We start from the raw sequence: 12,010 nt of genomic DNA on the forward strand, positions 1-12,010 counted from the left end.
CCTCGCTCAAGATCGCGGCCCATGAAAAAGATTTTCACCGCGTGCCTCGGTACCGAGACCAACACCTTCGCTTCCATCCCCACCGGCCACCAACTCTTTGAGGAGACCTGCCTCTTCCGTAAGGGCAGCTACGGCAAGAACGTGCCGATGTTCGGTGCACCGCTCGCCGTGTGGCGCGGCCGCGCCGAAGCCAAGGGCTGGCAGGTCGTCGAGAGCCTGTGCGCCTTCGCCCAGCCCGCCGGCAGGACGGTAAGGAAGGTCTACGAATCCTTCCGCGACGAGATCCTGGCCGACCTGAAGGCCGCCCTGCCGGTCGACGGCGTGTTCCTGTCCATGCACGGAGCCATGGTGGCCGAAGGCTACGACGACTGCGAAAGCGACATCCTGGCCCATGTCCGCAAGGTCGTCGGACCGGACGTGCCGGTCGGCGCCGAGCTCGACCTGCATTGCAACATCGGCGACGGTACCCTGCGCGACGCCACCGCGCTCGTGCTGTTCAAGGAATACCCGCATGTCGACGTGCCGGAGCGCGCCGATGACCTGTTCAACGTCATGGAAGGCGCCATCGAAGGCCGCACCAAGCCGGTGATGGCCGCGTGGGACTGCAGGATGATCGGCATCTTCCACACCACGCGCCAACCGATGCGCGGCTTCGTCGACAAGCTGCAGGCGATGGAAGGCAAGGACGGCGTGCTCTCGCTGTCGATCGCCCACGGCTTCCCATGGTCCGACATCAAGGAGATGAGCAGCAAGCTGATCGCGATCACCGACGGCGACCTGCCCAAGGCCGAGCGCCTCGCCAAGGAGCTCGGCCAGGAATTCTTCGCCATGCGTGAGGCGACGCAGCCGCCGTACGTGTCGCTCGACGCGGCGATGGCGCGTGTTTCCTCGCACAACCTGCCCAAGCCCATGATCCTGGCCGACGTGTCGGACAATGCCGGCGGCGGGGCTGCCTCCGATTCTACCTTCATCCTGAGGGCGCTGCTCGACAAGAAGGTGAAGGACGCGGCGATCGCCATGATCTGGGATCCCGGCGCGGTGAAGCTCGCCTTCGAGGTCGGCGAAGGCGCCGAGCTCGACATTCGGCTGGGCGGCAAGCTCGGCCCGCAATCCGGCCCGCCGGTCGACGCCCGCGCCAAGGTCCTCAAGGTCGAGAAGGACGTCACCATCGAGTTCGGCGGCCAGCGCAAGGGCGTCAACCCGATCGGCGATGTCGCCGCGCTGCAGATCGAGGGCGTCACGGTGATCGTCAACTCGAAGCGCAGCCAGTGCCACAGCCGCGACTGCTTCACCAAGCTCGGCGTCGACCCGTCGACCAAGAAGATCGTGGTGGTGAAGTCGATGCAGCACTTCCACGCCGCCTACGCCCCGATCGCCAGCGAGGTGGTCTATGTCGCAGCGCCCGGCGCGCTGGTGCCCGACTGGTCGCTGCTGCCCTACACCAAGGTCGACAAGGGACAGTGGCCGTTCGTGGCGAATCCGCACGCATGAGGGCACTCGTTCTCGGCGCGTTGCTCACCGCCACCGCCAGCGCCGCCTTCGCCCAGTCGCCGAACGGCGTGCGTACGCTCAGCCCGCCCGGCTCCATCAAGGTCGAAGGCACCTGGAGCCTGGGCGCGCGGGCCGGCGATTTCGTCTTCGTCGCCGGCATGCAGGGTGTCGATCCGGCGACCGGCAAGCTGGTCGAGGGTGACGAGGCGCGCATCCGTCAGGCTTTCCTCAACATCAAGCTGATCGCCCAGTCGGAGGGCGCCACGCTGCAGGATTGCGTCAGGCTCACCGTCTATGTCAGCGACCTGGCGCGCATCGCGCCCCTGGTCGACAAGGTGCAGGCCGAGCTGTGGGGCAAGCCGCCCTATCCGCCGCGCACCATGTTCGAGGCCAAGCGCTTGTTCGACAACGACATCATCGAGATCGACAGCGTCTTCTACGCGCCGGTGAAGAAGTAAACGGGCGCCTAGAGCTTCACATCGATGTCGACGACCGCCCCTTTGGCGAACTGCAGGGGACCGTAGGTAGCGGGCGGCAGCGGCACGCCGTTCTCGTCCGTGCCGCGTACCTGGATCACATAGTCCTGGCCGGGCTGGACCGTATGGCCGCCGTAGCTCGGCAGGCGCCCGCGGTCGCTCACGAACCAGCTGAGGATCGAAGCGGGCTTGGAGCGGCCCTTGATGACCCCCAGGAGCGCATTGGCGCCGCCCGGTGGCGAGGTCAGGTAGACGAAGAGGTCGCCCCGTGACCTGCCGTCGAGCGCACGCAGGGCGAGCCAGGCCTTGTCGGGGGGTGGCTTCGGTGCGGTCGTCTCGGGTGTACGAACGGAGCGGAAGCCAAGCGCTATCAGCATGGTGTTCACGCCAGCGCTGCCACCGGCGATCACCATGGCGGTGATGACCTGCCCCGTTATGGTGGCTTCATGCTTGGTGCCGTCCAGCGCATTGGCCAGGGCCGCCACGACGTCCATCCCGAGCAGGTGCACGACCAGGATGGCGGCAAGGAAGGCGATCACCGGCCGCACCGCGCGCGGCACGAGGTTCTCGACGAAGGGCTTCCAGTTGAACAGCAGCGCCAGCGCCGATTCGAGGATCACCGCCATCACGAACAGGTAGAACACCGCGCGGCCGGCCTGCTGGAAGACTTCAGGGCCGAAGCCAGGTGCCGCCGGCTCGGCTGCTGCTGCAGGAAACGGGAGACCGGCAATGAGAAGCGCAACGCAGGCAAGCAATCGAATCTTCATGGCGTCACCCCCCGGAAAGCAGCCATCGCCAGCTGCGCATAGCGCGTGCGCTTGTCGAGCGCCTTGACCCCCGACCGTTCGAAGCGTTCGTCGAAGTTCACCACGGCGGCCTCGAGCGAGGTCCGGAGCCTTAGCGCCTTGAACGCCGCGTTCTCGGTTCCCCTGAGTTCCTCGAGCAGGTACCCATAGTTCGCTTCGTCCGAACGGAAGCTCAGCCCGCGACTGGCCGCATGCTGCAGGAAGGCCTCGCGGCGGGAACCGTCCCATTGGCACCATCCCATGCCGCCCGTGCCTTCGGCCATGCCAAGCTGCACGAGCTGGCGGAAGCCGCCGCATTCGTGGCCGATGTTGCCCAGAATGGCGCCGGCCTGAAAGTCCTCGAGGCCGGGAAGATCACGCATCAGGTCGCGCATGATCTTCGGTGCCTTGGCGACGAAGTCGGCATCGGCCGGCGTTGCGCTGACGCCGAGATTGCGCAGCGCGGCAAGATCGACGGCGACGCCGGCGACCGCTGGCGGCGCCGGTATCGCCATGATGCGGGTCGCGCGGATCTTGGCCTTCGCCAACGGAACGATCCCGACCTTGTCCGGTCCAACGCTACCGCCGCCCTGGTTGCCGCCCAGAACCTGTATGTTCGCCGCATCGCTGCCGGCAATCAGACCGACATGGCCCGCGTTGCCCGCATTGTCGTTCAGGACGACGACCGTGCCGACCGGGAACGGCTCAGCGACAGGGTTTCCCCAGTTCTCCCACGATGAAGCGAGCCCGGCGCTCTTCACGACGCTGTCCTCGATCTCCTTGACGCCGCAGGTCTTCACGCAGAAGGCGAGGAAGGCGCCGCACCACGGCGTCTTGTCCCCGGGATCATCGAGACCGGCCGCCCGCAGGTAGGCCTTGATGTCGGCAGTGTTCCTGAGGTCGGGCGTCTCCGATACGCCGCGCACCATCTCGGCGCGGGCGACCGTGAGCCACGGCGGCTCGCCATCGACCGCCTTCTCGTCCTTGCGGAAGAACCGGATCTCGGGCGGCTGCTTGTCGATCTCGGCCCGCGCCACGGCGTAGGCCGTGATCAGGCGGGCCTTCAGGTCGTCAATCGCCTCGGCGATCGTACTGGAGCCCTTGCTGAGCTTCTCAGCATACGAGCCCGGTGCCGCATTCTTGATGACGTCGCTGCATTTGGCGCTGCGGGCGCCCTTCAGCAGGTCATATGCCCCCTTGCCGTAGAGTTGGGCGAAGTAAAGTTCAGCGAATTGGGCCGGCTTTCCCACCGTCTCCTGGTAGGTCTTCATGGCCTCTGCCGTGAGGCGGGCCGCGACCTCGGCCTGGCTGCTCCAGCGATAGCGGTCCTGCTTGGTGAAACCCAGGCCTTGCGCCGGGCCGGTGGTGATCGCGTCGCTCCATTCCTTGGCCGAGTGTTGGAAGGGGCCGATCGGCCCGTCGCCGGGGCCGCCCAGGCTCTTGAGGTTGGCCGTGCCGGCATAGGCGGCGGCCAGCATATAGTCCCGGTCGGCGCCGACGTCCCGCGCCATGCGCGTGACCAGGGCGATGAAGACGCCGACCCTGTCGTCGCTGATCGGCTGCGGCAGCGACGGCTTCTCCTCGAGCGCCCCGAAGAAGACGAAGCCTTCCTCTACGGACACTTTATCGACACGTGTCTTGACGAAGCCGAGCGCCTCTTCGCCCTGGACGTCCATGCCTGCTTTGACGACGCCCAGCATGGGCGAATGCATGTTGGCGGCGGAAAAGAGCGGCGTGTCCTGAGTGACGGTGAAGTCGGCCATCGTGCGCTCCCTCGGCTGGTTCCGTCGTCGTGGTCAGGGCGTCTTGTTGACGTTGAGCGGCGAGGTCTTCCACACCGCCGCGTAGAGCGCCGCGTCGAGGATCGGCTTGGCCGACGGCAGGCTGAGCTTCGTGCGCATCTCCACGATGCGCTCGCGCAGCAGTTTCATCTTGGCTTCCAGCGTGGTCGCAGCGCCCAATTGTTCCGGCGTGGCCTCCAGGAAGATAAGGGTGGCGTTGAGCCGCCCTGGATCGACCGTCGCCAATGGATCGGCCGTGAAAAAGCTCCCGTCATTGCCGAGGTAGGCGCGCTCGAACGGTGACATGAAGACCGCCGGCATCGGCTTCAGCGTCGGCAGCACTCGACCGGACCGGCTGGTCAGGTTGCCGGTGATCTCGGTCTGCGGCCACTCAGTCGGATTGCGGCGATACATGCCGGTCTGGAATTCGCGGATGGCCGGTCTCGTCTCCTTGCCGTAGCGGCCGTCAGGCTCGACGCCGAGAGCCTTCTGCGCCTCCTTGAGCTCGGGAATGACCGGCGTCTCGTTCTTCACGGCGTCGGGCGGAATGAACGCCACCGGCACCGGCGCGGCGGGCGCCACGGTCCCGCTGACGATCTCGGACGCCTTGGCCATCGTCGATAGCGCCGGTGCGGCAAGGCCGGCCGCCTGCTGGCGGACGCGCGGGTCGGTCGAGGCGACCGACGGCGCGCCGCTGGCGGCATTGTTGATGTTGGCTTCGATCGCCGCCGGCGAGCACTGGCTGAGATAACCTTGAACGGCGATCATCATGCGCGGGCGCGTGTTGATCTGGACGTTCTTCTCTCTCAGGTCGTCGAGATAGGCCTCGCGGCCCCGCAGCGCGACGTTGCGCAGCGCCGACGGCTCGATCGTGAACAGCACCGAGTTCACACCGGCCTCGAACAGGCTGGCGGACACCCCGAAGGCGGCGGCCGTGATCGCAATCGCCGTCGTCGTGACGCCGGCCAGGCCCATGATCGCACCGGCGCCGGCCGCGAGCGCGATCAGCCCCTGGCGGTTGGCGCGCTGCTCTCGATTGAAGCGGAAGAGCGCGTCGAGATACTGGTCGCACTGGCGGCCGACCTCGTAGATCCCGGCCTCGAACACCAACCCCCATCGCGAATCCACGGCGCCAAGCGTCGCCCCGGGGTTGTTGGGCACGAATTGCGTCGTGTACCCGGCCTGATGTGCGAAGTGCTCGACGAGACCGTCCTGAAGCTGACGGTTCGTCGCGACGTTGAGCTGCTCGATCGTCGGCTGAACGCCTCGTACGCTGACGGCTCCCGGATCGAGCTGGTCGCGCAAACCACAGGCAGAAATGGACAGCGCGGCAGACACCGCCCAGCAGCTTCTGGCCCAGATCATCGATCCCCCGCAGCCCCTGCCCCAGCGATGAAACTCTCAGGCAGCGTGACGCAACTATAGCGCGACTCATGCTATCTGTCATTTCTCTGACGGAGAACGTTTGGGGTCCACGCCGATACATTCAGTGGTTCAGAAAGATTTACGCTCTCACTCGATTTTCAGGCTGCAAATGCGCCGCAAAAGCGACAGCGGTGCTTGCCGGAAAACACACCTTTGACACAACGATAGCGAGTGTTGCGCGATAGAGGCGAGGAAACCACTACCTCTTGGCGATGCAGTCGATCTCGATCAGGGCGTCGCGCACCAGGTCGGTGACGCCGATACAGGTGCGCGTCGGCCGCGCGCCCTCCGGGAAGAAGCCGGCATAGACCTCGTTCATGGCGTCGTAGTCGCGCTTGAAGCGGGTCAGGAACACCCGAACGCTCAGCACCTGGCCCATCGTGAGACCGAGCGAGTCGAGGACCCGGCGCATGTTGCGCAGGGTCACGTCGGTCTGCGCCCGGATACCGTCGGGCAAAGGCTTGGCCGGATCGTCGAGATCCCGCCCGAACTGGCCGGTCAGGAAGACGAAGCCGTCGGCCTCGGCGGCGTGGCTGCTGGGCGAGACGGACTTCGGGAAGCCGTCGAGGATATGGAACTTCATACATCACCTCATGGTCCGCTGAAGACCGTAGCCCGAAGCCATTGGCATCTGAATTGCGTCGTCCCCGACCGGAGGACCGACCGCATGGCCGCTACCATCCCCATCATCGACATTTCGCCCTTCCTCAAGGGCGGCGACGCCCAACGCCGTGCGGTCGCTGCGGCGGTGAACACCGCCTGTAGCGAGATCGGCTTCCTGCTGGTCACCGGCCACGGCATTCCCGCATCGCTGGTCGACGACATGCGCGGCGTCTCGACGACCTTCTTCGCGCGCCCGCTCGAGGAGAAGATACGCTACCGCATGCCGCCCGACCGTTATCGCGGCTACATTGCGCTCGGCAACGAGGCGCTGGCCTACAGCCTCGATGAGAAGACGCCGCCCGACTACAAGGAGTCCTTCTCCATCGGCCCGGTCGACGCACCCGACGACGCGTATCATCGTGCCGCAACGCCGGCCAACTTCTTCGCGCCCAACATGTGGCCCGAAGGCCTGCCCGAGTTCCGCACGACCTGGACCGCCTACTATCGCAGCATGGAGGGGCTGGCGACGAGCCTGATGCGGATCTTCGCCATGGCGCTCGGCATGGACGAGCATTATTTCGACGACAAGGTCGACCGCCACATCACCAACTTCAGCATGCTGCACTACCCGCCGCAGCATGAGCCGCCGCTGCCCGGCCAATTACGCGCCGGCGTGCACACCGACTACGGCAGCCTGACCATCGTGAAGCCGGACGGTGCCGAGGGCGGGTTGCAGGTGCGCGCCAAGGACGGCGGCTGGCTCGACGTGCCGCACGAGCCCGATGCATTCGTCGTTAATCTGGGTGACCTGATGGCCGAATGGACCAACGACCGCTGGGTGTCGACGCTACACCGCGTGGTGAACCCGCCACGCGCCGCCGGCGCGGCCGCCCGGCGCCTGTCGATGGCCTTCTTCCACCAGCCCAACTACGACGCCGTCATCCAGTGCCTGCCGACGTGCGCCGACGCCGATCGCCCACCGCGTTACGGCACGACGACGTCCGGCGAGCATGTCTGGATGAAGATCAACAAGCACCGTGAGATCGAACGGTCGGGCTGACGTCCGGCGCTTCGCCACGACGCGCCAAAACGCGCTGTTTCAGGCCGTTTACAGAACCGGGACTCATTGGTATGGTCCGCCGCGTCGCGGCCGGGGAAGGCCATTTTGTCGTTTCAATTCAACGACTTATGATGACCCCGCCCGGCGAGGGGTCCGCGATATGAAGATTCTCACCGGCAACAGCAATCGTCCGCTGGCGGAAGCCATTTCCGCCAAGCTGGCCTTGCCGCTGGTCAAGGCCAACGTCCGCCGCTTCTCCGACAACGAGATCTTCGTCGAGATCCTGGAGAATGTGCGCGGCGAGGACATGTTCGTCATCCAGTCGACGAGCTTCCCGGCCAATGACCATCTGATGGAGCTGCTGATCACCATCGATGCCCTGCGCCGCAGCTCAGCGCGCCGCATCACGGCGGTGATGCCCTACTACGGCTACGCCCGCCAGGATCGCCGCACCGGCCCGCGCACCCCGATCTCGGCCAAGCTGGTGGCCAACCTCCTGACCCACGCCGGCGCCAGCCGCGTGCTGACCCTCGACCTCCATGCCGCCCAGATCCAGGGCTTCTTCGACATCCCGGTCGACAACCTGTTCGCCGGTCCCCTGTTCGGCAAGGACATCACGGACACGCTCAGCAACCGCGAGATCACCGTGGTGTCGCCCGACGTCGGCGGCGTGGTGCGCGCCCGCGCCGTCGCCAAGCGCATTGACGCCGACCTCGCCATCATCGACAAACGCCGCGAGCAGGCGGGCGTCAGCGAGGTGATGAACGTCATCGGCGACGTCAAGAACCGCGACTGCATCCTGATCGACGATATCGTCGATTCGGCCGGCACGCTCTGTAACGCCGCTGTCGCCCTGATGGACCAGGGTGCCAAGTCGGTGTCGGCCTATGTCACGCACGGCGTGCTGTCGGGCGGCGCGGTGGCCCGCGTCGCGGCCTCGCCGATGGAGAAGATGGTCATCACCGATTCGATCCAGCCGACCGAAGCGGTGCGCGTGTCGCCCAACGTGCGGCCGCTCAGCATCGCTACGCTGATGGCTGAGGCGATCAAGCGCATTTCGGAGGAGACCTCGGTTTCGAGCCTCTTCGATTAGGAGTTTTGGAGATCCGGCGATTGGGCACCCCTGGAGGCCACGCCGTGAGTGAGAGAGAGAAAACGCAAACCTTAGGAGAAGTTGAAATGGCAGAGACGTCAAAGGTCATCGCGAAGATGCGGGACCGGGCCGGCAAAGGGGGCGCCCGTTCCAGCCGTCGCGATGGACTGATTCCCGCCGTGATCTACGGCGACAAGCAGCCCCCCGTCATGATCGCGGTCGAGCCGAAATCGATCGAGCGCGAGCTGCACAAGGAGGGTTTCTTCAATCACCAGCTCAAGATCGACGTCGAGGGCCAGGGCTATGATGTCCTGCCGCGTGACGTGCAGGTCGATCCGGTGACGGACAAGCCTCTGCATCTCGACTTCCTGCGCGTCGGGCCCGACTCGATCATCAGCGTGCAGGTGCCCGTCCACTTCAGGAACGAGGCGGCGGCGCCGGGCATCAAGCGCGGCGGCGTGCTGAACATCGTGCTGCACGAGATCACCGTGCGCACCAAGCCCGCCACCATCCCCGAGTACTTCGAGGTCGACCTGACCGGCCTCGAGATCGGCCACTCGATCCATCTGTCGACGCTCAAGGTCCCTGACGGCGTGCGCGTGGTTGCACGCGACAAGAACGCCACCGTGGCCTCGATCGCGGCTCCGACCGTGGTGCGCGAGGCGGCAGCCCAGGCGGCGGCAGATGCGGCTACGGCGGCCTCGGCTCCGGCGGCAGCCGAGGGCGCGGCTCCGGCAGCAGGTGCGGCTCCGGCAGGTGCAGCCCCCGCGGCGGGTGCGGCGGCAGCTCCGGCGGCCGGCGGCAAGGCCCCGGCTCCGGCCAAGAAGTAAGAGGCGGACATCTAGTCCGTACGTTCGATGCTTCTGCTGGTCGGGCTCGGCAACCCCGGGCCACGCTATGCGGGGCACCGGCACAATGTGGGATTCATGGCGGTGGACGAGATCGTCCGCCGCCGTGTTTTCTCGTCCTGGCGTTCGCGCTTCAACGGCGAGGTGGCCGAAGGCCATCTCGGCGGCGAGCGCACGCTGGTGTTGAAACCCATGACCTTCATGAACGAATCGAGCAAGGCCGTGGGCGAAGCCGTACGCTTCCTGAAGATCCCGCTCGATCGCGTCGTGGTGTTCCACGACGAGCTCGACCTGGCGCCGGGCCGCGTGCGCATGAAGAAAGGCGGCGGCGCCGGCGGTCATAACGGCCTGCGCGACATCGACGCCCATGTTGGCAACGACTATCGCCGCGTTCGCATCGGCATCGGCCATCCCGGCCACAAGGACCTGGTGCTGCACTGGGTGCTGCGCGACTTCGAGCCCGATGAGCGCGACCCCAAGACCGGCTGGCTGCCCAAGCTGTTGGACGCACTGGCCGAGGAATCGGCGCTGCTGGTCGAAGGTGGCGCCAAGGCCGACGAACGTTATATGAGCCGCGTGGCGCACCTCGCGCCGCCGCCACCCTCCCCTCCAAAAGGGGCTCCTCCCGAAGAGTCGAAAGCGTAAGATGGGTTTCAACTGTGGAATCGTCGGCCTGCCCAATGTCGGCAAGTCGACCCTGTTCAATGCGCTCACCGCCACCCAGGCGGCGCAGGCGGCCAACTACCCGTTCTGCACCATCGAGCCGAACGTCGGCCGCGTCGCCGTGCCCGATCCGCGACTCGACAAGCTCGCGGCGATCGCGAGCTCGGCCAAGATCATCAACACCCAGCTCGAGTTCGTCGACATCGCCGGCCTGGTGAAGGGCGCCTCCAAGGGCGAGGGGCTGGGCAACCAGTTCCTGGCCAACATCCGCGAGGTCGACGCCATCGCCCATGTCCTGCGCTGCTTCGAGGACGGCGATGTGACCCACGTCTCGGGCGGCGTCGACCCGGTGCGCGATGCCGAGATCGTCGAAACCGAGCTGATGCTGGCCGACCTCGACAGCCTGGAGAAGCGGCTGCCCAACCTCGAGAAGCGCGCCAAGGGCGGCGACAAGGAAGCGGCTGCCGAGGCGCCGGTGGTGGCGAAGGCATTGGCGGCCTTGCGCGACGGCAAGCCGGCACGCGAAGCCGATCTCACCGCCGAGGAGCTGCCGGTGTTCGCCCGGCTGCAGCTCATCACCGCCAAGCCCATGATGTACGTGCTGAACGTCGAGGAGGCCTCGGCCGCCACCGGCAACAAGCACAGTGCGGCGGCCGCCGAGTACGCCAAGAAGCGCGGCATGCCGTCGGTCGTGATCTCTGCCGCCATCGAGGCCGAGGTGGCGCAGCTCGCGCCGGAGGACCAGGGCGACTACCTGTCGTCGCTCGGGCTCAAGGAGACGGGTCTGGCGCGCGTCGTCCATGCCGGCTACCAGCTGCTGGACCTGGTGACCTTCTTCACGGTCGGCCCGAAGGAAGCGCGCGCCTGGACCGTGCGCCGCGAGGCCAAGGCGCCCGAGGCTGCCGGTGTGATCCACACCGACTTCGAAAAGGGTTTCATCCGCGCCGAGACCATCGCCTACGACGACTACATCACCCTGAACGGCGAAGCCGGCGCCCGAGACGCCGGCAAGCTGCGGCTCGAGGGCAAGGAGTACGCCGTCAAGGACGGCGACGTCTTCCACTTCCGCTTCAACGTCTGATTCTCTTGCCGGACCGCGGGCCTCCAGGCCGGAGGCCCGCGGTCCGGCAAGACGCCCCAAGCCATGGCGATTCTCCGTTTGCGATGGTGCCGGCAGGAGCGTAAGTCTCAAATCGGTAGCAATCGCGTCAACCGAGGGACCGACATGAGCACCTCGATCGCTGACGAACGGCGGCTTCTTGCCGCCGACGAATACGAGCCCATCGCCCGCAGCCACTATCCGAGCGTGGCAAGCCTGCAGCGAGATGAATTGTTGGAGCTGGTGCGCTGGCTGCGCGATCAGCGCGGCAAGTTCAAAGGGCAGATCCGCCGCCGCGTCCGCAGCCGCAAGGCCGACGCGAAGAACGACGCGGACAAGCCAGCGAGCGAGCGCGGCCTCGCCGCCAAGAAGCAGGTCTTTGCCCGGGCTCTCAAACGAGTCAACTCACAGCTCGACAGGGTGCTGGCCGCCGACAAGCGCGCAGCCATGCACGCCGGCATGCAGGCCGCGCTCGAACGCAAGCGCCGTGCACCTCGGCATCACCCGTCGAGCGGCCGGCGTGCGCGCGGCGGCGTGCAGCCGATCGAGAACCCCAAGGGCGCGGATATCGTTCAGCCCTCGACCGTCGGCAGCATCACGCAAGCTGGCCGCGTTGCGCAGGCACAGCGGGACAGCAAGCCCGAGGCGTAGGAAGCGCTGCGTTCTTCGTTCGAATTCCGTCCTCT

Annotated in this window: 12 protein-coding genes; 8 read left to right on the forward strand and 4 right to left on the reverse strand. The window is 66.4% G+C overall.

Annotated features, from left to right (window positions below; genetic code table 11):
• Positions 1-21 precede the first annotated feature (21 nt).
• Together RSO01_RS27515 and RSO01_RS27520 are read left to right on the forward strand one after the other, a co-directional pair.
• Positions 22-1,491 carry a M81 family metallopeptidase gene (locus tag RSO01_RS27515; protein ID WP_147153503.1) on the forward strand — a complete coding sequence of 490 codons (1,470 nt, stop codon included), beginning with the start codon at positions 22-24 and terminating at the stop codon, positions 1,489-1,491.
• Positions 1,488-1,949 carry a RidA family protein gene (locus RSO01_RS27520; protein ID WP_147153505.1) on the forward strand — a complete coding sequence of 154 codons (462 nt, stop codon included), beginning with the start codon at positions 1,488-1,490 and terminating at the stop codon, positions 1,947-1,949. Before RSO01_RS27515 ends, RSO01_RS27520 begins: the two co-directional genes overlap by 4 nt.
• 8 nt (positions 1,950-1,957) lie before the next feature.
• Here the strand turns inward: RSO01_RS27520 and RSO01_RS27525 are convergent, their stop codons facing one another.
• The 4 genes from RSO01_RS27525 to RSO01_RS27540 all read right to left on the reverse strand — a co-directional run bounded on the left by RSO01_RS27525 (position 1,958) and on the right by RSO01_RS27540 (position 6,541).
• Positions 1,958-2,734 carry a hypothetical protein gene (locus RSO01_RS27525; protein ID WP_147153507.1) on the reverse strand — a complete coding sequence of 259 codons (777 nt, stop codon included), beginning with the start codon at positions 2,732-2,734 and terminating at the stop codon, positions 1,958-1,960.
• Positions 2,731-4,515 (reverse strand): phage tail tip lysozyme, encoded by a 1,785-nt coding sequence (locus RSO01_RS27530; protein ID WP_147153509.1) that lies wholly within the window; start codon positions 4,513-4,515, stop codon positions 2,731-2,733. The genes RSO01_RS27525 and RSO01_RS27530 overlap by 4 nt, the downstream gene beginning before the upstream one ends.
• 33 nt (positions 4,516-4,548) lie before the next feature.
• On the reverse strand, positions 4,549-5,898 hold the full coding sequence (locus tag RSO01_RS27535) for a hypothetical protein (RefSeq protein WP_147153511.1): 1,350 nt from the start codon (positions 5,896-5,898) through the stop codon (positions 4,549-4,551).
• A 259-nt stretch (positions 5,899-6,157) separates the two neighbouring features.
• Complete coding sequence (locus tag RSO01_RS27540) at positions 6,158-6,541, reverse strand: RidA family protein (protein WP_147153514.1); 384 nt, start codon at positions 6,539-6,541, stop codon at positions 6,158-6,160.
• An 84-nt stretch (positions 6,542-6,625) separates the two neighbouring features.
• On the opposite strand from RSO01_RS27540, the gene RSO01_RS27545 reads away from it, so the two are divergent.
• The 6 genes from RSO01_RS27545 (at position 6,626) to RSO01_RS27570 (ending at position 11,975) form a co-directional block, all read left to right on the forward strand.
• Entirely contained in the window at positions 6,626-7,621 is a 996-nt protein-coding gene (locus RSO01_RS27545) for an isopenicillin N synthase family dioxygenase (RefSeq protein WP_147153515.1), read from the forward strand.
• 160 nt (positions 7,622-7,781) lie between these two features.
• On the forward strand, positions 7,782-8,714 hold the full coding sequence (locus RSO01_RS27550; RefSeq protein WP_147153517.1) for a ribose-phosphate pyrophosphokinase: 933 nt from the start codon (positions 7,782-7,784) through the stop codon (positions 8,712-8,714).
• 86 nt (positions 8,715-8,800) lie between these two features.
• Positions 8,801-9,544, forward strand: coding sequence for a 50S ribosomal protein L25/general stress protein Ctc (locus RSO01_RS27555; protein ID WP_147153519.1), 744 nt, complete (start codon positions 8,801-8,803; stop codon positions 9,542-9,544).
• Positions 9,545-9,571: 27 nt separating this feature from the next.
• The gene (gene pth / locus RSO01_RS27560) at positions 9,572-10,207 is read left to right on the forward strand and encodes an aminoacyl-tRNA hydrolase (RefSeq protein ID WP_147153520.1); all 636 of its coding nucleotides are present in this window, start codon (positions 9,572-9,574) and stop codon (positions 10,205-10,207) included.
• 1 nt (position 10,208) lies between these two features.
• Positions 10,209-11,306: a redox-regulated ATPase YchF gene (gene ychF / locus RSO01_RS27565; RefSeq protein WP_147153522.1), complete on the forward strand. Its 1,098-nt coding sequence runs from the start codon at positions 10,209-10,211 to the stop codon at positions 11,304-11,306.
• A 144-nt stretch (positions 11,307-11,450) separates the two neighbouring features.
• The gene (locus RSO01_RS27570) at positions 11,451-11,975 is read left to right on the forward strand and encodes a hypothetical protein (RefSeq protein ID WP_147153524.1); all 525 of its coding nucleotides are present in this window, start codon (positions 11,451-11,453) and stop codon (positions 11,973-11,975) included.
• The last annotated feature ends 35 nt before the right edge of the window (positions 11,976-12,010 follow it).

Origin of the sequence: Reyranella soli (assembly GCF_007992495.1) — a bacterium.
Taxonomy (GTDB): Bacteria; Pseudomonadota; Alphaproteobacteria; order Reyranellales; family Reyranellaceae; genus Reyranella; species Reyranella soli.